This is a genomic window from Paenibacillus alkaliterrae, from assembly GCF_021532375.1.
Taxonomy (GTDB): Bacteria; Bacillota; Bacilli; order Paenibacillales; family Paenibacillaceae; genus Pristimantibacillus; species Pristimantibacillus alkaliterrae.
Map to the genome: position 1 here is coordinate 1 of NZ_JAKGAP010000087.1, position 21785 is coordinate 21785.

Below are 21785 nucleotides of genomic sequence, written 5' to 3' on the forward strand. Positions count from 1 at the left end.
ATTAAATATCTCATTTTCCGTCATCAATGGTATCTCCCTTCAGGGTTCTACTACAATGATTGACAGCAAATAGTCATGCTAAACTGGGAAGAACCTATAATAAAAGCCGGGACTAAAAGGAGACCAAATGAGTAGAATACTGGTAGTAGAAGATGAGGAGAAAATTCGTGAAGTAATCGTCGCCTATTTATTAAAGGCTGGTTTTGAGACTTGTGAGGCCTCTGATGGCCATTATGCGTTACTTCAACTAAAGAACAACGATGTAGACTTAATTGTTCTCGATTTGATGCTTCCGGATATCGGCGGTGAAGTGCTATGCAATCAGATTCGCGCTTTATATCCCGTGCCCATTATCATGTTAACAGCTAAATCCTCTATGAATCATCGTGTTCAAGGATTTGCTGCCGGGGCTGATGATTATATCGTGAAACCATTTGATCCTCATGAACTTATCGCCCGAATCCGCGCAGTATTGCGTCGTACGAATCAACAAGAGCTGCTTGCAGATCGATTGGAGTATGCAGATGGGCGATTAATTGTGGACAGCAACAAACAGCAGGTATTCATCAATCAAATGCCAGTGAGTTTAACTCCTAATGAGTACAAGTTGTTGACTGTTATGGCGAGAAATCCAGAAAGAACGTTCACCAGAGAGGAATTGATCGAGAAAATTATGGGTTATGATTTTAACGGGGATGCCCGCACGATTGATCAACATATCAAAAATTTACGACAGAAAATCGAGGAGGATCCTAAGAATCCAAAACACATACAAACTGTTTTTGGGCTAGGTTATCGTTTCCACGGAGGAGCAAAATGACAAAATCCTTATCCTTTCGCTTAAGCGTTTTATTGATTCTTTATACGGCAGCCATCTTGTTAATCGCAACTATTGCCATTATCAATGCAACTCATTACCACTTTCAATTATACGGCGATGATATTATGCGCGAAAGCAATACAACGGACTTGCTGAATTCGCATTTGGAGCAAGCCGTTATTCAATCCGTTGGATGGACCATTGCCGGAGCTCTTATGATTTCATTCGTACTAAGCGTAGTCATTGCAAGAAGGATTTCTGCACCGTTAATTCGAATGAAACGACTCACGCTTGTCATGGCTAGAGGAAAGAGAGATGTGCGCTTACCATTACAGGGTAAACCAAAAGATGAAATTGATGAACTGGCAGTTGCAATTAATCACTTGGCCGAACAGCTTCAACAGCAGGAACAATTAAGGTTGACTATGACAGAAAACATTGCTCACGAACTGCGGACGCCCTTAACTACACTAAACAGCTATTTATCAGCCATTCAAGACGGGATATGGGAAGCGACACCGGAGAGGATCCAGTCAAGCCGTGAGGAAATTGATCGAATGGTCCAATTAGTAAACGGTTTAGAAGAGCTGCACACGCTAACCTCTCCGGAATTTCATCTTTCATTAAGAGACGTCCGATTGAAAAAAACAATCGAGCAAGTATTCACCTTAGTTGAGCCGTCTTTTGCAGAAAAGGGAATATCATTAATGAAAGGAGAAATACCCGATATAACCTTACTCGCGGATGAGAACAGTTTGAAACAGATTTGGACCAATCTATTATCGAATGCGCTTAAGTTTACCCCTGAAGGGGGTAGCGTGACCATAAACGGACAGATGCAAGCAGAAGGTGTAGAAATAACGGTGAGAGATACGGGGATCGGAATTCCAACAAATGAAATACCCTATATTTTTGACCGTTTCTACCGCATCGATAAGTCTAGGAATCGGAAAACCGGAGGCGGTGGATTAGGGCTGGCAATAACCAAAACCCTTGTTGAACGTCATGGCGGACAGATCTGGGCAGAAAGCAGTGAGGGCTCGCTATTCCATGTGTATTTGCCAACGGTAGGAAAATAAGACAAGGGCGCTCGATTGACAGAGCGCCCTTGCGTTATATTACTCCGGCATATTGCCGGCATTAGGATCATTGACGAAGGTACTTTTAAAGTCTGAATAATTTAATTCAGTGACCATTCCCGCAGAAGCATGATGCAGGTCATGGCAATGGAACATCCAATTTCCCGGATTATCTGCTTTAAAGGCGACAATTACTTCCTCGTCAGGCTTTAAATTTATTGTGTCTTTTATTAGAGGAGAACCGCTCACTGCTGTCCCATTCTTACTGAGCACTTGGAAAAAGTGGCCATGAAGATGCATAGGATGATCATCTGTTTCTGAAGTGTTTACTATTCTGACTTTTACGGTTTCACCGGTTTTAACAGAAAGCTCCTCCGTTTCCGGAAAAATATCCCCGTTAATCGTGTAGACTTCCTCGCCTTGCCGTGTTTCTGTTCCGAGTTCCATCGTATATTTCATGTCGTATTTCTGGTCCAAAGTGAACTTGGTGCTTGAGGCTTCTCCATACTTCGTTAAATCAAGAGAGGCCAGTTGATCATTTTGATTGGATTGATCGTTGCTGCTGCTTTGTCCCTCGTAGTTGATTTTGATCTTCATATTGTCCATTCTTGCATCAGATCCATGCTCCTCTAAAAGCCATTGGCCAGGGTTATTTGCTTCAAACTCAATATCCAATCGTTCTCCTGGCGCAAGAGATAGGAGCTGGTCTTTTACTATCGCAGGATTTTCTATAGGTTGACCGTCAGTAGATACGACTTTAAATTCATGACCGTGCAAATGAAATTGATGGGAAATATAACCTGCATTTATCAAACGAATCCGAACCTTTTCGCCTTCCTTTACGACGAGAGGTTCAATACCGCTGCCCGTTTTGCCGTTGATCGTAAACAAATCATACATGCTCATATCATGTCCTTGCATGTTATCTGTCCGAGTCTGCTCGGATTCATCCATTTCCATGTCTCCGTGATCCATTCCTGCCATATCTTCTTCTGATGAAGACGTCATGCTCATGTTCATGGTACCCGAGCTCATCCATTCATCCATGACCAATGTGTAATCTCGGTCAACTTGTTCAGAAGGGTCCTCCACGATAAAGCTTCCATAGAGCCCCATATCCAGCTGGTTTACGCTATCTTGGTGGGAGTGATACCAATAAGTTCCGGGCACATCCGTCTTAAACGTATACTCGAAGGTCGCGCCAGGCTGCACTGCATTTTGTGTTACACCTGGAATGCCATCCATATTATTCGGTACAGGTACGCCATGCCAATGGATGGAAGTTGGAACATCGAGTTTGTTTGTTAAAGTAATCCGGACGGTTTCCCCTTTCTTCACTCGAATTTGAGGGCCGGGTACCGTGTTATTGTAGCTCCAAACCGTTAGTTTTTTTCCATTGCCAGTGTCGAGCTGGGACGGTGCGGCTGTTAAAGCAATATTGGGGCCGGTTAGTACAGATGGAGTATCATCGGCATCGGCTGCTTGTTCTGTACCTGAGGTGTCGCTTTCTTCAATTGTTCCATTTTCGGCACCCATATTCGTCTTGGAGTGATCCATTCCGCCCATTGAACCGCCTGCGGTACAGGCAGACAATACTAGAGCTAATGATGCGACCACTGTAATCATTTTGATACGGTTTTTATTCATTGAAACTATACCTCCTTCTGGTAGGTTTTATTGTAACAACAACTTATGAAGATTTAGTGTAGGAGTAGTTGAACATGATCGAAATGACTGCCTAAAAAGTTCATGTCAGGAAATCAGTTATTCAGCCCTAAATGAGTACTCTCTAATTTTTAACAAGTTGCATGTTCTACAATTTAATACTACAATACGTAGTATTCGATAACAATGTATTAGAATCAACCAAGAAGCGCAAAACCCATTGAATAATGTATAAAGGAATAAAGAAACTAACTAAAGGAGATACGGTTATGATGATGAATGATATGCCAGAAAGCTCTACTAAGATGGGTATGTGTATGGTTAACTGAAAATAGCCATCTTTAATCAGTTGCAGAAAGGATCGAGATATGAAATCAAAATCTAAAAAAAATGTTTGGATTTGGGGGATTTTCGGATTAGTTATTTTAGCTGCGTTGATCATGATTCTAAACCAGCCGAAGAGTAAAAGCGTATCGTTAACTCACATACATGGACTAGGTTTTACAAATGACGGCTCTCAATTGTTGATTCCTGCGCATGATGGATTAGTTTCCTATACGAATAATCGTTGGCAAGCGGTGAATGGGGAAAAACATGATTATATGGGCTTCAATCTTGTGGATAATGGCTTTTATAGCAGCGGCCATCCTGAAAGAGGATCTGATCTTAAAAATCCGCTTGGTATTGTGAAGAGTACTGATAACGGAAAGACGTTAGAATTTATGGACTTCTACGGAATTGAAGATTTTCACTTCATGGCAGTAGGATATAACTCACATGCTATCTATCTATTCAATCCACAGGCGAATGCCAGACTTAGTGCCGCCGGATTATATGTATCGTTAGATCAAACGAAGACTTGGAAAATGAGCAGCTTAAACGGGTTGACTGGAGATTTGATTTCGCTAGCAGCACATCCAACAGATACGTCAACGATTGCAATAGGTACAAGCGAAGGAGTATATCTTTCATCGGATTTTGGTGATCAATTCGATAAGCTGCCAATCGAACAAGAAGTTACTGCAGTAGCTTTTGGAAATAACGGTGATTTATTTGTTGGTGGAAAAGGAATTTTGTTCCGTAACAAAGCAGGAGTAATAACACCATTATCCGTGCTGCCCTTATCACCGGATGATGCGATCATGTACCTTGCACAAAATCCAACACGAGAAAATGAATTGGCAATAGCGACCTCTACTATGAATGTATTCATAAGTAAGGATAACGGCCTAAGCTGGAGTCAAATCGCAAAAGAAGGCGCAGGTTTGTCGATTGAATCGGAGTGAGCGTCGAAAATTGGATATTAATTTTTTCTAATTATTAGAAAGAAGGAAATGAACAGAAAAAAAAGAACTTAAAGTAACAAAGAATGACAAAAAATAATTGATTTTGCCGAATTCCTTAACTGGAAACGGGGGATCCACTCGGGTGAATTAATCTGCTTTCAAGGATTATAGGGAAACCTTCTTCCGAACCCTTAGCTAACCTCGTAGGCATCGAAGGGAGAACGTTTTTTTGAAGAAGATTTTTGCATCAGTGCTGGTAGGCGCCATGTGTTTTTCATTTGCAGGAAGTACATTTGCCAATGGAATGGATATGAAGCATTCTGTTGATGAAGTAGTCGGAACTCCTTACAAATGGGGAGGAACAACAGTAAAGGGTTTTGATTGCTCTGGCTTTATCTTGTATGTCTTTAATCAGTATAATGTGGACCTTCCAAGAACCTCAAAGGCACAAGCCCAGAAAGGAACGAAAATCGCTCAAAAAGATCTATTGCCTGGCGACCTCGTGTTTTTTAATACAAACGGCAGAGACATTTCACATGCCGGTATTTACATAGGCAATGGACAGTTCGCTCATTCCTCCAGCAGTAAAGGGGTGCGCATCAGTAAACTTACGGAAAATTATTATGAAAAAAGATATGTGACGGCACGCCGTGTCGTATCTAAAGAAGCATATTCGGAAATGTCGAATAAGGAACATTAAGAATATTAATGTAAACATAAAAGAACAAGCGACGGTCAGGAAGACTCGAGCTTGTTCTTTTATGTAGGCTCTTTTCTAACCGCTGCAAGGAGCCATGGATTATTTCATTAACGATTTTATATAGCATGCTTTCTTTGGGGTTTATTTTGTATACATTAGTTCGATCCGGTTGGTAACTAAGATTGAGCAGCAGAAATGCTGCTTCTTTTAAAAAGTAATAAATACTATACAGGGGTATTGTAAAAATGTTGTTGACTATTTATAGGGATGGGGGGTATACTAAGTGTGTAAAGAGGATGGAAATGATTGTTAGACAATCACCCGGGCGACTTAGGCTTAGAGATGAACTAATTGAATTATCGTAGCGATGTAAACAAATAATCAAATAAAGGAGAAGTGGACGTATCGTTTGACGAAAATCAAGTTGCCATTGAAGCAGTAAAAGAAGCGATCGAAGAGCAAGGCTACGACGTTGTGTAAACAACGAAATAAAGGAGAGAATGGCTGTGGAAACTACTGCAACGAACGATAGCAAGCAGGTGACTCTTCAAATTACGGGCATGACTTGCGCCGCATGCGCGAACCGGATTGAAAAAGGTCTTAACAAGCTGCCAGGAGTTACGAATGCAACGGTCAATTTTGCTATGGAAACCGCGCGGGTAGAATATTCCCCAGGTGAAATCTCCATAGCTGATATGCAGAATAAAGTACAGCAGTTAGGTTATAAAGTAAATACGAAACAAGAGAACGGAAATAAGGGTGACCATCGCGAGAAAGAAATCCGGCATCAAAAACGAATTTTGCTTATATCCGCTATTCTCTCGCTCCCGCTCTTATGGAGCATGGTCGGACATTTTTCGTTCACTTCATGGATCTATACACCGGACATATTTATGAATCCATGGTTTCAGCTTATTTTGGCCACTCCCGTTCAATTTTATGTTGGAAGACAATTTTATGTAGGTGCTTATAAAGCGCTGCGGGGCGGCAGTGCCAATATGGATGTGCTTGTATCGCTTGGGACATCGGCTGCTTATTTCTACAGCTTGTATCTCACGATAGATTGGTTCGCCAAAGGCGCCTCCACGCATCACGGGCCATCCCTGTATTATGAAACGAGCGCTGTGCTCATCACGCTCGTTATAATGGGTAAATTGTTTGAGTCGCTCGCCAAAGGGCGGACTTCGGAGGCCATTAAATCATTGATGGGCTTACAAGCGAAGACAGCTTTGGTTGTCCGCGAAGGTCAAGAGCTCACCATTCCGGTGGATGAAGTTCTCGTAGGAGATATCGTGATTGTGAAGCCGGGCGAAAAAATTCCGGTAGACGGGGAGGTTGTGGAAGGAAGCTCATCGGTAGATGAGTCCATGCTAACCGGCGAGAGTATTCCAGTCGAGAAAAAATCCGGCGACGCAGTCATCGGTGCGACGATCAATAAAAACGGAATGCTCCGAATTAAGGCATTGAAAGTGGGTAAAGAAACGGCGCTTGCACAGATTATCAAGGTCGTAGAAGAAGCACAAGGATCCAAAGCGCCTATTCAACGGGTAGCGGACGTCATTTCAGGCATATTTGTCCCGATTGTCGTCGGCATTGCAATCGCTGCTTTCTTGGTCTGGTACTTCTTTGTTACCCCCGGCGAATTTGCGGAAGCATTGGAGAAAGCCATTGCGATCCTGGTTATTGCCTGCCCATGTGCGCTTGGTCTGGCAACTCCGACCTCCATTATGGCAGGATCCGGGCGTGCAGCCGAGCTGGGCGTTTTGTTCAAAGGCGGCGAGCATTTGGAACAGACGCATAAGATTGATGCAATCATTTTAGATAAAACAGGAACAGTCACCAAAGGGAAACCGGAATTGACAGATGTGCTGACGGATAACGATGAAATGGAGCTTCTTAAACTTGTCGGCGCGGCGGAGAAAAACTCGGAGCATCCGCTTGCGGAAGCGATTGTCGCGGGCATTCAGGAAAGAGGCGTGACGCTACCGGGTACGGAAGCGTTCGAAGCTATCCCGGGCTTTGGCATTAAGGCTGTAGTGGAAGGAAAGGAATTGCTGATCGGTACGCGCCGGTTAATGGAGAAATTCGATGTGGATGCAAGGCTTGCCTACGATAAGATGTCCCGTCTTGAAGAAACCGGCAAAACGGCTATGCTTGTCGCGGTAGATAACCGATATGCAGGTATCGTTGCTGTAGCGGATACAGTTAAAGAAACGTCGAAGGCCGCTATCAGCCGATTGAAGGAAATGGGAATACAGGTTATCATGATCACCGGCGACAACGAACGTACGGCAAAAGCCATTGCAGACCAAGTCGGCATCGATCATGTGCTTGCGGAAGTTCTGCCGGAAGGAAAAGCGGAAGAAGTGAAAAAACTGCAAGCCAAAGGCATGAAAGTGGCAATGGTCGGCGACGGCATTAACGATGCGCCTGCGCTGGCTACGGCAGATGTAGGGATGGCTATCGGAACGGGCACCGATGTGGCGATGGAAGCAGCCGATGTGACGCTGATGCGCGGCGATCTCTCGAGTATTCCGGATGCCATCTATATGAGCCGTAAGACGATGAGCAACATTAAGCAAAATTTGTTCTGGGCGCTTGGCTATAATACGCTTGGAATTCCTATTGCCGCGATTGGTCTATTAGCGCCATGGGTCGCAGGCGCTGCGATGGCGTTAAGCTCCGTTTCGGTCGTCCTTAATGCCCTTCGCTTGCAGCGTGTCCGTGTACGTCATTAAAATTTTATAAAAAAAAGGAATGGAGAATTAAAATGATGAAGAAAAAGTTAACCCTCCTTATTTCAATCATCCTTATTTTTGGATTGTTGGCAGCTTGCGGTAACAATGCAGGAGGGAACGATCAAGCTGCCGGGCATGAGGGCCACGGCGGGCAGAATGCTACTGACAATAAGGGGAGCGATAACAGCGGCCATAGCGGGCATGGCGATGACTCACAGACGGCAAGCGGCAATCCCAAAGCCTCCTTTACCTTTGTTTCTGGGGGCGCTAAAGCGAAGGAGGATACGGAATTAGCGATTCAGATTACCGGTGATGACGGTATGCCGATCAACGATTTTGAGGTCAATCATGAGAAATTGCTTCATTTGATCATTGTGAATCACGATTTGTCGTTCTTTAATCATATCCATCCCGAATTCCAGGGGGACGGCAAATTTACGGTGGATACTTCTTTTCCGGCAGGCGGGGAGTACAAGGTGTTTGCCGATTTTATCCCGTCAGGCGGAACCAATGCGACTCTTAGTGAATGGGTAGAAGTAGAAGGCGAGGAAGGGGAGCATGCCGATATTATACCCGATTCGAATCTGATCAAAGAAGTAGACGGCAAAGAAATAGAGCTTGCTTTGAGCGGTATGAAGCCGGAAGAAGAAATAACGCTCTCTTTTACTATTCGCGATTCCGAGACGAAAGAAGGAATTAGCAACCTGGAATCTTATCTTGGCGCAGTAGGTCATGTCGTTATACTGTCCGCTGATGCGGAAAGTTATCTCCATGTTCATCCGCTTGATGAGAAAACAACTGGGCCGGTCGCGGAATTTGCAACCACTTTCCCTCAAAGCGGCACATATAAGATATGGGGACAATTTCAGCATAATGGGAAAGTCATAACCGTACCGTTCGTGGTAGAAGTAAAGTAAATCCGAATAATCGATAAAGGAGATCGGACATGGGAGAGAAAACGAAGATTGCAGTTACCCCGGAAATTCAAGTTGGCGGTAGTTTATATTCTCCGGAGCAGTTTGCCAAAATCGGCGCGATTGCGGGTGCGAATTCCAAGATTGAAATGACACCTTTTAAACAGCTCTATGTGGAGGTTCCGCTCGATAGGCGCGATGCCATTGTAGAGGAACTCAAGCTTGTCGGTCTTGAAGTTTATAAGGCGGGTTCTGTGACCAAAAGTTTGATTGCCTGTAATTTTTGCAAAGGGGCGGAAGAGGCAGGATTGGATACGGCACGAATATTAAATCAAGCCATTGCAGGTATCGAAACGCCCACTCCGCTTAAGATTGGCTATGCCGGATGCGCGCTGGGAACTAGCGAACCGCTGCTAAAGGACATTGGTGTTGTAAAAATGCGGAATACGTTTGATATTTACGTCGGAGGAGAACCTAAAGGATTAAAAACGTCTATAGCCAAACTGCTACTAACGGGGTTAACGGAAGATAGGCTGGTGCCGGTTATTACAGCCCTTATTGATTTCTATAAGGAAAATGCAAAAGGAAAAGAAAAATTCAGCAAATTCATCGATCGAATAACGCTTGATCAGATAAAGCAAATTGCTGGATAATCGGAGGTATTTGAATAATTATGATTGAATAACAAGCTCACATCGCAGTGAGCTTGTTTCTATTTATCATGCCTATTTAGTTTACGAGGAGAGCTGTTAAGAACAAAACGGCTAAATGAGCCGGATACAGAGCAGATAAGCCGTTAATATAGAAATCAGACTTAACCAAAACGTAAAATAACCATAGGAGTCATGTATCGGTCCAACATTGAATAAGAGGCATCATGTTAAACAAATAATCGATCATATCGTTATGGAGCATCCAAACGGCTGCAACTATCAAATGCCAACTGTTCACCATACCAAATATATATCGATTATTTTATAACGCTGCCGCCAAAGAGGAATCTTTTTTCCCAATGTGTGCCATCGATTTTATCAATTCGAACTCCGCCAGATTTTACTGAATAGGTATGCAATACTTTACCGTTTCCTAAGTAAATGCCATTATGGGTGATACGCGCCGTGTTCTTATTTATTCCTTGATAACTGGAAGACTTACTCCTTCGGAGCAATCAAATGTTCGGGTGTTGCTGCGGCTCGAACCAAATTCATAGGGTGTTCCAATATATCTCATACCTTTTTGGATAATGGCATTTCTTTTTGAACTAACCTGAGCTTGGGATGTTGTTGCAGCATCAGAAGGTTGGGGTGATGTAATTATTCCACCCATCGTTAATGTTGTTATGACAAGTCCGGCTGCTATGATTTTTTTCACGTTGATGCCTCCAGTATGTGATTTAATATGAAATGGATACGCAACCATGTTAACACGACTTAAAGTAGTGTGTTTAGGCGTAATATATGGTAAACTGCTCCTTATATTGATCTGCCAGGGAGAGTTGGCTTCTATCAGGTTGACGAAGGACATTATAAACAACTACAATTTGAGAGAGGTTTTACGAGTCCAGATGTAACAGTCTAGTGAGGGACTAAGGGAGGTGCAGGTTTGAAAATACAACGCATGAGGTTAAGTGGAGAGGGTATGAATCGTTTTTTTGGCCCTCTGGAAGCCCGGATCATGGAAATCGTTTGGGAGCATGGAGATATATCCATAAAAAGGGTACATGCCTTGCTTGATGAAGAGCTCTCTTTTAATACGGTTATGACGATTTTGAATCGTCTTGTTGAGAAAGGACATTTAACCAAGAACTCCTCCGGTAAAGGGAGGAACAAATCTAGTCATTTTCAACCTGTACAAAGTAAAGAACAATTTATTCAGGAGCAAACCCGAATCGTAACGGAGGGGCTCGTTCAGGAATATGGGCAATTGGTTGTGAATCATTTTTTTGATGCGTTTGAACAAACGGATCCCCAATTAATGAAGTTGATGGAAGAACGAATAAACCAATGGAAGCGAGAAAACGATGAAATTTAGAAAACATGACTTCGTATTTCTGTTCATGCTTCTGGTCAGCGGATTTGTCGGTTTTCAAATGGTCATCTATCTTCTGCATGCCCTTTTGGGTTTTAATCCAAGTTGGGGGATTTTACAATATTGCGTCGCCGTATTTAATGATCAAGGAGTCATTCATTCAGTCATAAATAGCGGCTTAAATGTACTCATTGCCTATAGTTTTGGAAAGCTCTTATATGTGGGTTGCAGACAGATTTTGCTGGAGAGAAAGTGGAACAACTATGTACAAGCTAACCGGCATCATGAATGGACGAATCATTTTAATAGCAAATATAAGCATTTGGGTCAGCAGATTATTGTTATTGAACACCATTCTGTTTTGGCGGTCACTTCTGGCTTCACTCGACCTAAGATCATCCTCTCATCGGCACTGGTATCCGATTTCTCAGAGCGTGAAATTACTGCAATCGTGCTGCATGAATACTGCCATTGCCGGAATTATGATCCGCTTCGCATGCTAATTATAAAGATAATGACGGATAGTCTTCCCTTTATCCCGATTTTGAGGAGATTCTCGCATTATATTAACGTATGGATGGAATTAGATGCCGACAGCTATGCCGTTCAATATTTGAAGTCTCCTGTCGATCTTGCAAGCGTTCTGCTAAAATGTTCAAAGATGAGGCGACAAATTTCGGTTGGAATCGGATTTGCCGACGAAGCCATAAACTACCGGTTGCTTCGTTTAATCGAGCCGAAGAAGACCATTCATGTTCCTCTCATGCAATTTAACACATGGGCGATCTCTTTACTTGCGATTTTCATCATAAGCAGCATAATAATAAGCGGCTGTTCTTAGGCCGCTTACTTCTTATCCATATATACTACATGAAGTAGTATGAATTGCGGGAGGATAGACATTTGCGCAAACAACTGCTTTTAATCATTATCACTGCTGTTATAATTGTTATAGCTATCATGCAACCTGATGGTGTGAATAAAGAAGAAACAGCAAGAATTAACTTTCAAGCGCCTAGTTTTGAACTTAGTGGGCTTAATGATGCTACATATTCTTTAGCGTCCTTGAAAGGCAAACCTGTACTGATTAACTTCTGGGCATCATGGTGCGGTCCCTGTCGCAAGGAGGCTCCTGAATTGGTTCGCTTGTATGATAAATATAAATCAGAAATTGAAATTTATGCAGTCAATTTAACAAGTGATGACAGTCTAAAGGGGGCCATAGCATTTTCGAAAAGGTATCAATTCTCGTTTCCCGTATTGCTCGATGAGCAAGGAGAAGTATCAAAGCTCTACAAAGTACGGTCCATACCAACCACGTATTTCATTGATGGTTCCGGGAAAATTATGAACGTTGTTACGGGAGCTGTATCTCCAGAAACATTAGAGAAATTGATCCTTGAAATCATTAAATCATCTAGGAGGGAGGAAAAATGACAGATCTATGGCAAATGGGTCCGATACTAATCCGATTAAGCATGTTATACCTAATCCTTTCTATTGCGGCTGGGTTTCTCGTTATGAAAACGATATTAAAACGAAAATCCCCTCAGAATATGCCATTCATTGATGTGTTGTCAACAAGCATGCTGTTGGCTTTATTGATCTGGAAACTAAGTCCTATGTTGACGAATCCCTCATTGATTATGGATCCATTTTCTTTGCTTCTGTATCCCGGTACTCCGCTGGGAATCCAACTTGCTTTGGCAGGGGCATTGTTATATGCCATATATGGTGCGTGGAAGCGGAAAATCGATTGGAAGGCCGCAATGGATACAATCGTAATGGGATTGATCGCTTCTTCGATCGTATTTTTGAGTACGCATTGGCAATACGGTTTACCTACATCTATGCCGTGGGGGATATCTATATCTAATCCGGATCTTCGATATCATCCGACGAATGTATATAAATTACTGCTGCTAATCCCCGCAGCGTGGAGATTGAATCAGATAGAATTTGGACAAGGGAAAGCAGGTTACAGCGGACTGCAAGGTTTAGGTGTAATATGGCTTCTCATTTCACTATTTGATCCTAAACTTACTTTTATATTTGGGTTAACTAAAGAACAGGTCTTAGCTGTGTCGGGTATCTTTGTAGGAGGTATGGTCATGATGATCATTCGCTATACGAAATCTTCTGAAAGGACTTGATACTAATTCCTTGCCGTTTGGTAAATAACTATATGCTGAAGAATGACTTCGTCGAAAGGAGCCCTTATGAACTTAAATCCAGCAATAAAATCAGTAAGAATTGATTGCTCTCATTCATCCGAAGTTGCTATTTCAGGTATTCAATTTCATTCCGGAAAAGTGAAAAAAGGCGAGTTGTTTGTTGCAATATCCGGAATGAGCATAGATGGGCATGACTTTATTCAGCAAGCAATAGGGGCTGGAGCTGTAGCCGTGGTAGGCGAAAAAGATATATCGGGCTTGTCCGTACCTTATTTTCGAGTATCCAATTCCCGCAAAGCTTTAGCGCAGTTAGCTTGTCAGTATTACGAACAGCCTTCAAAACGACATACGATGATTGGGATTACCGGAACTAACGGGAAAACGACAACAGCCTATCTGCTTCGCCATATTATTGAATCTGCCGGAAAAACGTGTTCACTTATCGGGACCGTATCCAATCGCATTAATGGTCGCGATATACCTTCTGTTCAGACTACGCCTGATGCTTTACAGCTTCAGAAGTGGTTATCTGAAAGTGAAGACCAAGTCGTGATTATGGAAGTTTCCTCTCATGGGATCGAGCAGGATCGGGTCTTTGAAACGGAATACGACTTCGTCGTATTCACAAACCTTAGTCATGATCATCTTGATTACCATGGTTCATTAGAAAATTACTATTTAACGAAGGAAAGATTATTTAACCAGCTAAAAACAAATGGCGAAGCGATAACAACAAGCATTGGAAGATGGGGGAAACGTCTCATCGACCATCTGATCACACAAAATAAAGTGGTTTACTCCTTTGGAGACTCGAAGGAGGATATGCTTGAAATCACCCCTATACAATCAGAATCTTCCCTTTACTTCCAAGTAAGGGAAGGCATCCGCCTATTTGATGTGAAAATGCCTCTTCCTGGTGCTTATAATGCTTGGAATGTAGCGGTTGCTTGGTTGACCGCACATCGCATGGGGATTGAGTCTGCCGTTATTCAGCAAGCCCTTGGTCATTTCCCAGGTGTTTCAGGCCGTTTCGAGGTATTTCCTCATCCAACAGGTGCTCAGTTTATCGTAGATTACGCTCATACTCCGGATGGCTTTGAACAATTTCTTAGAACATTGCATGAACGCAGGCAAAATCGGCTTATTCATATTTTTGGTTTCCGCGGTAATGGCGATCCGTCCAAACGAAGCATGATGCTGGATATCTCATCACGTTGGTCTGATGAAATTATATTAACAATGGACAATTTGAACGGGTCAGATCGAGAAAGCATGTTAATGGAACTGCAATTGTTAATAAATCAGTTTGGAAAAAAAAAATGTACGATCATTGATGATCGCACGAAAGCGATCGAATATGCTTGGCAGAAGGCTGGTAAGGGGGATCAAATAGCGATTACCGGAAAAGGCAGAGAGGCGTATGACCAACCATTTGCTTTGCCGAGTATGACGGACCCCGATACACTACACTATTTACTTCAGAAATAGCAGAATGTTTTTTATGCGTTTTACACTATGGAATGTAGCGTATAATGAATGGATTGAGATCGCTGACGTGCATCGCATCGCCATGACCAAGCGCTGTTTTGAGGACAACCTCTGCCTTGCCATCGCCGTCCCCGTCTAAATCGCCCACGCTTGCGTCATTAGCGCTATATGTATAGTTAATGAACAGATAATGGTTGACACTGAATATTGTTGTAACTACTATTGTTACAATAGGAAGGGATCCGATGAAAAAAATTAGTTCCCGCTTTTCCGTTGCTGTCCATATCTTGTCTCTGCTAGCGGCCTTATGCAAAGAGGCAGATCAAGCAGGTGACTGTAAGGCAGCTGGCGGAACGCATCCAAGAGAAAATAAGCTCCTAAGCGAGCTATTTATTTTATAACTGTTGTAACCAAAGTGGTTATAGTGTTATAGGATCGTTTCCATCTCATCCAGGGAGATTCCCGATTCGCCGTTAAATAAACATTTGAAACGAAGGTAAGGATGTTACATGTCTATTGTCATTACCGGTGCTACAGGTCAACTCGGAGGTTTAGTTATTCAAAACTTATTAGGAAAAAAAGTGCCCGCCAATCAAATCGTTGCCGTTGTTCGTAATGTGGAAAAAGCATCCGCTCTTGCAGAGCTTGGAATTGATTTCCGTCATGGGGACTATAATGATCAGGCATCGCTCGAAAAAGCATTTGCCGGAGCTTCCAAACTGCTCTTTATTCCGAGCCCGGACGCTCACGACGAGACGCTGCGCATGGCACAACATACTCATGTAGTCAATGCGGCAAAAACTGCCCAAATAGGACATATCCTATATTATGGATTTGCTTTTGGAGAGGAGTCAAAGCTGTCCCTTGCTCCGACGCATGTGTCTACTGAAAATATGATTCGCACCGCGAATATCCCTTATACCTTCCTTCGTAATTCCCTCTATCAAATTTAGCCGAGAGGACTCCCACTTCTACAAAGTGGTGAGGTGAATCGGATCTTCCTGAATTAGCAAAAAAGATCTTTGCTTTTAAAGAACAGTTTGGTAAAATGAAAATTAAGAACACATGTTCTTTGACAACTGAACATATGCGGTTGTAGCAGGTATAACTGGCTCTGCTACGTAAAATGTTCAAGCCTCCGAAAGAGCCGAGATTCTTAAGAATCTTACAATAGGCTCATACGTACTCCCAAAGGCATAGCCAATGGGATAGAGGGGTTGGACGGTAACCAATCCGTCAACGTGTCAACTCCACTGGTGTTAAGCATCCTGAAATAAGTCAGGTTGACACACCAGAAACCCCCACTTCTTCCGAAGCGTCAGTGTAGGTAAGTGGCGGGAGTGTTCATTTGGATGTGTTCGTTAATCCACAGGTTGTCGGTTCAGCCGTTCAATATGGAGCATTGGTTACAAATGCGGGAGATGGAGGAGTCAATTCAGCGACTCGCAGCGATCTTGCCTTGGCAGGAGCGGTAGTCCTTACAGGGGAAGGTCACGAAAACAAATCGTATAACCTGACTGCCAACGAAACGTGGACCTTCGGCGAGCTGGCGCAAGTCATCTCGGAGGTTTCCGGCAAGCAGGTTGTTTATCAGTCCGTTTCGTTCGAGGAGCAGAAGGGAATTCTCTTGCAAGCCGGACTTCCTGAGTCTGTGGCCGTCCTATTCGCTGGGATTTATCAGGCTATTTCCGAGGGTGAGACGTCGAATACCTCCGATGATCTGAAGAATCTCATCGGAACGCTAACCCCTCTTAAAGAAATCGTCAAGCAAGCTTTGCAGGGTTAAGGACTGCATATTTCAAACATAGATAAGCAATAAAGAAGATCGCCCTCCATATGGCCAAGCAGGTCATGTAGAGGGCGATTAACGTTTTGGCTCTGATTTGCGATTAGAGAGGTATGTTTGAATGGAATATTTATAGATGACTCTCAAAAGGTGTGCTACAATTTTTGGAACAAGAGAGAGGCGGGGGATATATGTCGACGTTTAGTTGGGTAATCGGTTATTTGAAGCCTTAACGCCGCCAGCTTGCATGGTTTATCGGCTGCGGCTTAGTGATGACGTTAATTGAACTAGGGACAGATTCTGGTGAATGGGATTCCGCTTTCTGAGCTTCGGCGCGATGACTGGTCATCCAGAGTGCAGATCGTTTTTCAGGAGCCGTATTTATTCCCGGATATGATCCGGACGAATATTATGATAGGACGCCATAAATATTCGGAGTCGGATATGCGCGCGGCATGCAGAATTGCCCAAATTGATTCCTTTATCGAGGGTTTGCCTGACGGCTATGATACAGAGGCAGGGGAACGCGGCATCACGCTGTCCGGGGGACAGCGGCAGCGTCTCGCAATCGTATGGGCGCTGCTCGGAAGACCGGAAATTCTAATACTGGACGAAGCGACTAGCGCATTGGATATGGAGACTGAACGCAGGCTTCAGCAAGCGGTTGACGAAGGTCGTCACGGCCTGACGACCCTCGTAATCACGCATCGCCTCTCCACTGTGCAGAACTCGGATGTCATCTATGTCATGCACGAGGGGAAAGTGGCGGAAGCCGGCACCCATGAGCGGCTGCTTGCGCTAGGCGGCGTGTATGCTGCTTTATCCCGGCAAGATATCGCAAAGAAACTCTCCATCGAAGGATGAAGAGTTTTTTGTTTAAGACGACTTTTTGGAAATAAGAATTCTTGACGCATGGCGATGGGGGATGCCGCTTGAATTGCAATCAAATATGAATTCTTCGGTGAATAGCGTCTCCCAATCTGAATAATAGCTTTGCAATTCATCTCTTCTATAGAGATACTCATTTTTTCCCCAATCTGGCGCGATCTCAATGTCGGGATGTTCAGTGAACGCGAACAAAACATTCAGACCGCAAGACAAGGTGTTTTCTTTGAAATGCTGGAACTGCTGTGCTCTATTGCTCGGATGAATATATTGCATTGTTCCAATGGAATAAACCAGGTCAACAGGATGGGCGAAAACAAAATTGTTTAAATCGCCTTCCATGGTTCTAATGGCCGTCCCCATTTCCTCTGCCAACCTTTTAGCTTTAGCCAGGCCAGCGGGAGAGAAATCCATTGCCACAACATCAAAACCTTGTTTGGCAAAGAACGCACTGTCTCTGCCTTCCCCCGCGCCCAAATCAACCGCCTTTTTGCCTTGGATTTGATCTTTTGAGATGTATTCTAATACGCTCTGCGCCAACTTATTAGGTTCTTTCCCCCAATAGTATTCTTCTTGCAAATAAATCTGTTGCAATTGTTCTTTGTCCAAAGTGATTACCTCCAACGTTTTTGTTCTGCCAGTTCATCATAAAGCTTCACGCAACGAGAAGGTCAATACTCTGTTTATCTTATTGGTACGGCATAAACGATATGGAGCAACTCATTGATCCGTTGGTGTTTCGTGATATATCCGATTTTCTCGAACAAATTCAGTAAGTCGCCAAGTGGCGTGTAATTTTGTCCGTTATCGGGGTCATCGGGCTTCTGCTCATTTGCGAGCATTAAGTCCGTAATACAGATGCGGCCATGCGGCTTCAACACTCTGCGCATTTCTTCTATCCCCAAAATCTTCTGCTCTTCAGTCAGATGGTGAAAAGCGAAGCTGGAGACCACAAAATCAAACTTTCCATCAAGATACGGAATGGCAAGAAAATTCCCCAGTTTCGTTTCCATGTCGGGAAGTTTCTTTTGGCATTGTTTTAACATTTCTTTGGATTGGTCGACCCCAGCCATATTCGCGCCTTGCTCAATCAGTTTCCCAGCTAAATTTCCCGTCCCCGTTCCAATGTCCAATCCCTTTTCGCCAGGTGTGGGAGAAAGCCATTTAACTGTCAGATCCAACGCTTCTTCATAGTTTTTATATTCCAAGGAGTCGTTCAACACCCGTTGGTCATGAATACTGGCTAATCGATCGAAGTTCCATTTGTCCCGCCAGACCCTCTGCTCTCTCAACCTTTTGGAGCCTTCCGCAAGCTCATAGATGTCATCAAGCGGCAGCGGCTTTTGGTTTTTTACGATATGGATCATGTAGTCGGTTGTTTCAATGATTTGTTTGATTTCGAGCCATTTGGAGAACATGACTGAACGTTGAAGTTCCAAGTAATATTGAAGTTCTTCAATATCTTGTCCTTCAATTTCTTTAAGCGCTTTTTTTATATCCCCAACAGTCATTCCAGCTTCCCTTAGTGAAATAATGGTTTGCAGTCTCCAAATATCTTTCTCATTAAAGTCGCGGTATTGATTGTTTTCCTGTTTACTTGGATCAATCAGCCCTTTTTCTTCATAAAAACGAATGGTTCTGGCAGAAATCTTAAGTTTATCCGCAATCTCTTTAATTTTCATGAAAACCGCCTTTCCTAACATGTCGGATCATTTTTTCAAGCATCATCCAGGGAGATAACGCCCGTATCTAGGAGTTCAAGAATGAATACCTGGAATCTTGCGATTGATGTTAAATTAATTTGGGTATCGTATCGCTTATGTTTTATCTTATCTGCTTTTGGGCTGAAACCCAATAACGTATTTTACTGATGGTAATGAATGAGCAAAAATTAGCAACGATCCGCTTGATCATGGTACAATTAGTAAAGATTATTACGCAAAATCAGAAGGAGGTCGAACATCGTGTCAAATCCGGATGAGAAGAAAATCCACACCTATCAAGATTGGCTGACCTGGGACGGATCTTGGGAGTTGATTAACGGCAAAGCCTATAATATGTCGCCGGCTCCAACTTCGTTGCATCAATTTATTGTAGGTGAGCTTCATTTCGCCCTGCGGACATTCTTTCAGAATCGGAGCTGCTATGTGTTCGTGGCTCCATTTGATGTGTTTTTCAGCGAAAGTGAAGAATATAAGTCGCCCGATCAAATTACTCAGCCTGATCTTTCGGTTGTTTGTTTAAAGGACCAGATATCCAAGAATGGCTGTCATGGAGCTCCGACATTAATCATTGAAGTGCTGTCACCATCCACCGCATTGAAGGACTTTAACGAGAAGTTCAACTTGTATCAGAAGTATGGGGTGCAGGAATATTGGATTGTGGATCCTGGGAATCGAACGGTCCATGTGTATGCGCTGCAGGATGGAAGTTACCAGGTACGACATTTGTATACGGAGCAGGAAACGATTCAATCGATCGTATTCAAAGATTTTCAAGTGCCCATGAACAGGCTGTTCAGTTTGGAATAACAAATACTATCAGCCGGCGAGACTTCCTCTCGACCGGTTTTTTTATACTTCTGCTTACCGCTGAACTCCTTATTGGATAAAATCAAGAGCCAGCTCGAACAAGGTTTGCTCATACAAGCTGATATTGAAACGGTGAAGATCGGAAATGGAGGGGATCATGTGAAGGTAACGTACAAGGACTATGTCATAAGTGATGATAAAACAAAGGATACAATAGGGAAACATTAGTGCACCAAACGGGGCTTGGGAGCGTGGAGTTAATGTATAAACCCATCATAGCGCGCCAAACGGGGCTGGGACCGAGGATCTATAAATGGAGCTTTAGTATGCGATATCAAAACGGGAATCGAAGAACATACGTCCATACCGAAGGGAATTACAATCGAAATTCTGGAATATTGTGTTGAATATTTACCACAATGCAAAATTAGTATAGAAGCGAAGGATAAATGGTTTTCCAATCAAGAAATCTCAGATTCTTCAATATACAATCCAAAATTTAGTCCTCATGTTTTGAAGATTGATCAACTAAAAGAGATTGAAGCAACTAAGATGCTGTTATCGGATTTTGAAGAACATGAAAAACTGCGAATGTTATTTCGAGAACGAATTAAATTCATCATAACCGATAATTGTCAGCAGAAAATAAAGTATTAGACTGGATGACTTTATTCCACGCGCCTATTCGAATTGTCATACCGTCAGACTCCCTAAAATAAGTTTTAGACTGAGCCTAGAAAATGAAACAGCGACAGCCAAGGACGAGAAAATAAAGTCCTAGACTGTCGCTATTTTATTGAGCTAACGTTCTCCGTTAGGACAATCGTTACTTTTTCTTTACTGGTATCCAGATCTCACCCTGTGTATGCCCTGGCATTCCATAATACATTTCGAATTGAGGACCCTCAACCTGTTCGTATCCAGATATCGGGAACCACTCGGTATATACTCGTTCCCATAGTTTTTGTAAATCACATTGCGGCTCCGGGAAAATAGCCCATGTTAAAGCTGGGACAGAAAGCTTTGTAAATCTCTCCGGAATTTCAAGTCCCTTCGGTAAATGATAGCATACCATGTACTTGAATGATTCTCCCGTATGGTCATATAAGGCAGCGTGCAGCACGGTATTACCAAACCGCCCCAGCAGCTCGTTCATTAGATCCACACTGCCGTCTTCATCACATTGTTTACGGAACTGAGGAACATCAGTAAATGCCGTTTGCAAATCCTGACTAACAAGACCATAAACGCCGAACATCTCAAAAGCTCCTCTTTGTTCAATCCGGTAATTCATCTCGACATCTCCTTTTATTGAGATATGAAAGGACATTCGAGGATAGGCTTTTAAGGAAACGCCATTATCGCGCGCAGATATCGGCATGATCCCATGGAGATTCTTGAACGCCCGTGCGAACGCTTCCGGCGATTGGTATCCATATTTCATGGCAACATCGATCACCCTTGCATCGGTTGTCTGCAGTTCAAAAGCCGCCAATGTCAAACGTCGACGTCGGATGTACTCGGATAACGAGATTCCGGTGATGAACGGGAACATTCGTTGAAAATGATACGTAGAGCAACAGGCGATCTGCGCTATTGTATCTGTTAACTTAAAAGTACGCCAGCGTAATCATTTAAAACTCCCCCACTAAAACCGATATAACCACAGAGTCCTATAGACGATGTGGAGG

General features: G+C 43.1%; 23 protein-coding genes, 4 pseudogenes and 1 riboswitch. Of the genes and pseudogenes, 19 read left to right on the plus strand and 8 right to left on the minus strand.

What is annotated here, in order from left to right; genetic code table 11:
* Window positions 1-127: 127 nt before the first annotated feature.
* The gene (locus L1N85_RS24175) at window positions 128-820 is read left to right on the plus strand and encodes a response regulator transcription factor (protein ID WP_235241593.1); all 693 of its coding nucleotides are present in this window, start codon (window positions 128-130) and stop codon (window positions 818-820) included.
* On the plus strand, window positions 817-1899 hold the full coding sequence (locus tag L1N85_RS24180; RefSeq protein ID WP_235241594.1) for a sensor histidine kinase: 1083 nt from the start codon (window positions 817-819) through the stop codon (window positions 1897-1899). The genes L1N85_RS24175 and L1N85_RS24180 overlap by 4 nt, the downstream gene beginning before the upstream one ends.
* Before the next feature lie 39 nt (window positions 1900-1938).
* Here the strand turns inward: L1N85_RS24180 and L1N85_RS24185 are convergent, their stop codons facing one another.
* Window positions 1939-3546 carry a multicopper oxidase family protein gene (locus tag L1N85_RS24185; RefSeq protein WP_235241595.1) on the minus strand — a complete coding sequence of 536 codons (1608 nt, stop codon included), beginning with the start codon at window positions 3544-3546 and terminating at the stop codon, window positions 1939-1941.
* Window positions 3547-3932: 386 nt separating this feature from the next.
* On the opposite strand from L1N85_RS24185, the gene L1N85_RS24190 reads away from it, so the two are divergent.
* From L1N85_RS24190 to L1N85_RS24215, 6 genes and pseudogenes are all read left to right on the plus strand, one after another.
* Window positions 3933-4850 (plus strand): F510_1955 family glycosylhydrolase, encoded by a 918-nt coding sequence (locus L1N85_RS24190; protein WP_235241596.1) that lies wholly within the window; start codon window positions 3933-3935, stop codon window positions 4848-4850.
* A 94-nt stretch (window positions 4851-4944) separates the two neighbouring features.
* Window positions 4945-5075: riboswitch (cyclic di-AMP (ydaO/yuaA leader) on the plus strand.
* A gap of 4 nt (window positions 5076-5079) precedes the next feature.
* On the plus strand, window positions 5080-5550 hold the full coding sequence (locus L1N85_RS24195; protein ID WP_235241597.1) for a C40 family peptidase: 471 nt from the start codon (window positions 5080-5082) through the stop codon (window positions 5548-5550).
* A gap of 390 nt (window positions 5551-5940) precedes the next feature.
* Window positions 5941-6030, plus strand: a pseudogene (locus L1N85_RS24200) (copper-binding protein); the annotation flags it as partial.
* 80 nt (window positions 6031-6110) lie between these two features.
* On the plus strand, window positions 6111-8288 hold the full coding sequence (locus L1N85_RS24205; RefSeq protein ID WP_407946559.1) for a heavy metal translocating P-type ATPase: 2178 nt from the start codon (window positions 6111-6113) through the stop codon (window positions 8286-8288).
* A 32-nt stretch (window positions 8289-8320) separates the two neighbouring features.
* The gene (locus tag L1N85_RS24210; protein WP_235241599.1) at window positions 8321-9205 is read left to right on the plus strand and encodes a hypothetical protein; all 885 of its coding nucleotides are present in this window, start codon (window positions 8321-8323) and stop codon (window positions 9203-9205) included.
* Window positions 9206-9234: 29 nt separating this feature from the next.
* The gene (locus L1N85_RS24215; protein WP_235241600.1) at window positions 9235-9855 is read left to right on the plus strand and encodes an NAD(P)/FAD-dependent oxidoreductase; all 621 of its coding nucleotides are present in this window, start codon (window positions 9235-9237) and stop codon (window positions 9853-9855) included.
* Window positions 9856-9966: 111 nt separating this feature from the next.
* Here the strand turns inward: L1N85_RS24215 and L1N85_RS24220 are convergent.
* The 3 genes and pseudogenes from L1N85_RS24220 to L1N85_RS27755 form a co-directional block, all read right to left on the minus strand.
* Window positions 9967-10144 (minus strand): annotated as a pseudogene (locus L1N85_RS24220) (DUF1405 domain-containing protein); the annotation flags it as partial.
* 28 nt (window positions 10145-10172) lie between these two features.
* Entirely contained in the window at window positions 10173-10370 is a 198-nt protein-coding gene (locus L1N85_RS24225) for an NlpC/P60 family protein (RefSeq protein WP_328285281.1), read from the minus strand.
* Window positions 10331-10573: an NlpC/P60 family protein gene (locus L1N85_RS27755; RefSeq protein ID WP_328285282.1), complete on the minus strand. Its 243-nt coding sequence runs from the start codon at window positions 10571-10573 to the stop codon at window positions 10331-10333. The genes L1N85_RS24225 and L1N85_RS27755 overlap by 40 nt, the downstream gene beginning before the upstream one ends.
* 231 nt (window positions 10574-10804) lie before the next feature.
* Between L1N85_RS27755 and L1N85_RS24230 the strand changes: the two genes are divergently transcribed.
* The 5 genes from L1N85_RS24230 (at window position 10805) to L1N85_RS24250 (ending at window position 14892) form a co-directional block, all read left to right on the plus strand.
* Window positions 10805-11233 carry a BlaI/MecI/CopY family transcriptional regulator gene (locus L1N85_RS24230; RefSeq protein WP_407946558.1) on the plus strand — a complete coding sequence of 143 codons (429 nt, stop codon included), beginning with the start codon at window positions 10805-10807 and terminating at the stop codon, window positions 11231-11233.
* A complete protein-coding gene (locus L1N85_RS24235; RefSeq protein ID WP_235241601.1) occupies window positions 11223-12071 on the plus strand; it encodes a M56 family metallopeptidase in 849 nt (282 codons plus the stop codon). Before L1N85_RS24230 ends, L1N85_RS24235 begins: the two co-directional genes overlap by 11 nt.
* 62 nt (window positions 12072-12133) lie before the next feature.
* On the plus strand, window positions 12134-12667 hold the full coding sequence (locus L1N85_RS24240; protein ID WP_235241602.1) for a TlpA family protein disulfide reductase: 534 nt from the start codon (window positions 12134-12136) through the stop codon (window positions 12665-12667).
* Entirely contained in the window at window positions 12664-13383 is a 720-nt protein-coding gene (locus tag L1N85_RS24245; RefSeq protein ID WP_235241603.1) for a hypothetical protein, read from the plus strand. Before L1N85_RS24240 ends, L1N85_RS24245 begins: the two co-directional genes overlap by 4 nt.
* A 66-nt stretch (window positions 13384-13449) precedes the next feature.
* Window positions 13450-14892 carry a UDP-N-acetylmuramoyl-L-alanyl-D-glutamate--2,6-diaminopimelate ligase gene (locus L1N85_RS24250; protein ID WP_235241604.1) on the plus strand — a complete coding sequence of 481 codons (1443 nt, stop codon included), beginning with the start codon at window positions 13450-13452 and terminating at the stop codon, window positions 14890-14892.
* Window positions 14893-14989: 97 nt separating this feature from the next.
* Here the strand turns inward: L1N85_RS24250 and L1N85_RS28200 are convergent.
* A pseudogene (locus L1N85_RS28200) lies at window positions 14990-15073 on the minus strand (rhamnogalacturonan lyase family protein); the annotation flags it as partial.
* Window positions 15074-15137: 64 nt separating this feature from the next.
* Here L1N85_RS28200 and L1N85_RS24255 point away from each other — a divergent pair.
* The 4 genes and pseudogenes from L1N85_RS24255 (at window position 15138) to L1N85_RS24270 (ending at window position 17542) form a co-directional block, all read left to right on the plus strand.
* On the plus strand, window positions 15138-15293 hold the full coding sequence (locus L1N85_RS24255) for a hypothetical protein (RefSeq protein ID WP_235241605.1): 156 nt from the start codon (window positions 15138-15140) through the stop codon (window positions 15291-15293).
* Window positions 15294-15401: 108 nt separating this feature from the next.
* Window positions 15402-15836 (plus strand): annotated as a pseudogene (locus L1N85_RS24260) (NmrA family NAD(P)-binding protein); the annotation flags it as partial.
* 404 nt (window positions 15837-16240) lie between these two features.
* Window positions 16241-16678 (plus strand): Rossmann-fold NAD(P)-binding domain-containing protein, encoded by a 438-nt coding sequence (locus L1N85_RS24265; RefSeq protein ID WP_328285283.1) that lies wholly within the window; start codon window positions 16241-16243, stop codon window positions 16676-16678.
* Window positions 16679-16981: 303 nt separating this feature from the next.
* A complete protein-coding gene (locus tag L1N85_RS24270; RefSeq protein ID WP_235241606.1) occupies window positions 16982-17542 on the plus strand; it encodes an ATP-binding cassette domain-containing protein in 561 nt (186 codons plus the stop codon).
* A 12-nt stretch (window positions 17543-17554) separates the two neighbouring features.
* Here L1N85_RS24270 and L1N85_RS24275 read toward each other — a convergent pair whose 3' ends face one another.
* Window positions 17555-18172: a class I SAM-dependent methyltransferase gene (locus L1N85_RS24275; protein WP_235241607.1), complete on the minus strand. Its 618-nt coding sequence runs from the start codon at window positions 18170-18172 to the stop codon at window positions 17555-17557.
* 74 nt (window positions 18173-18246) lie between these two features.
* Window positions 18247-19245, minus strand: a complete 999-nt coding sequence (locus tag L1N85_RS24280; RefSeq protein ID WP_235241608.1) for a MerR family transcriptional regulator — start codon at window positions 19243-19245, stop codon at window positions 18247-18249.
* Window positions 19246-19527: 282 nt separating this feature from the next.
* On the opposite strand from L1N85_RS24280, the gene L1N85_RS24285 reads away from it, so the two are divergent.
* On the plus strand, window positions 19528-20094 hold the full coding sequence (locus L1N85_RS24285) for a Uma2 family endonuclease (RefSeq protein ID WP_235241609.1): 567 nt from the start codon (window positions 19528-19530) through the stop codon (window positions 20092-20094).
* Window positions 20095-20403: 309 nt separating this feature from the next.
* Window positions 20404-20751: an HAD hydrolase family protein gene (locus tag L1N85_RS28075; protein WP_407946560.1), complete on the plus strand. Its 348-nt coding sequence runs from the start codon at window positions 20404-20406 to the stop codon at window positions 20749-20751.
* Between the two features lie 169 nt (window positions 20752-20920).
* On the opposite strand, the gene L1N85_RS24290 is transcribed toward L1N85_RS28075, so the two are convergent.
* Window positions 20921-21649, minus strand: a complete 729-nt coding sequence (locus tag L1N85_RS24290; RefSeq protein WP_235241610.1) for an AraC family transcriptional regulator — start codon at window positions 21647-21649, stop codon at window positions 20921-20923.
* Between the last annotated feature and the right edge of the window lie 136 nt (window positions 21650-21785).

Excerpts from the sequence above, each read along its gene's own strand:
- L1N85_RS24175 (WP_235241593.1), top strand. The coding sequence starts at position 128 with ATGAGTAGAATACTGGTAGTAGAAGATGAGGAGAAAATTCGTGAAGTA.
- L1N85_RS24180 (WP_235241594.1), top strand. The coding sequence starts at position 817 with ATGACAAAATCCTTATCCTTTCGCTTAAGCGTTTTATTGATTCTTTAT.
- L1N85_RS24185 (WP_235241595.1), bottom strand. The coding sequence starts at position 3,546 with ATGAATAAAAACCGTATCAAAATGATTACAGTGGTCGCATCATTAGCT.
- L1N85_RS24190 (WP_235241596.1), top strand. The coding sequence starts at position 3,933 with ATGAAATCAAAATCTAAAAAAAATGTTTGGATTTGGGGGATTTTCGGA.
- L1N85_RS24205 (WP_407946559.1), top strand. The coding sequence starts at position 6,111 with ATGACTTGCGCCGCATGCGCGAACCGGATTGAAAAAGGTCTTAACAAG.
- L1N85_RS24210 (WP_235241599.1), top strand. The coding sequence starts at position 8,321 with ATGATGAAGAAAAAGTTAACCCTCCTTATTTCAATCATCCTTATTTTT.
- L1N85_RS24215 (WP_235241600.1), top strand. The coding sequence starts at position 9,235 with ATGGGAGAGAAAACGAAGATTGCAGTTACCCCGGAAATTCAAGTTGGC.
- L1N85_RS24235 (WP_235241601.1), top strand. The coding sequence starts at position 11,223 with ATGAAATTTAGAAAACATGACTTCGTATTTCTGTTCATGCTTCTGGTC.
- L1N85_RS24245 (WP_235241603.1), top strand. The coding sequence starts at position 12,664 with ATGACAGATCTATGGCAAATGGGTCCGATACTAATCCGATTAAGCATG.
- L1N85_RS24250 (WP_235241604.1), top strand. The coding sequence starts at position 13,450 with ATGAACTTAAATCCAGCAATAAAATCAGTAAGAATTGATTGCTCTCAT.
- L1N85_RS24255 (WP_235241605.1), top strand. The coding sequence starts at position 15,138 with ATGAAAAAAATTAGTTCCCGCTTTTCCGTTGCTGTCCATATCTTGTCT.
- L1N85_RS24280 (WP_235241608.1), bottom strand. The coding sequence starts at position 19,245 with ATGAAAATTAAAGAGATTGCGGATAAACTTAAGATTTCTGCCAGAACC.
- L1N85_RS24290 (WP_235241610.1), bottom strand. The coding sequence starts at position 21,649 with ATGTTCCCGTTCATCACCGGAATCTCGTTATCCGAGTACATCCGACGT.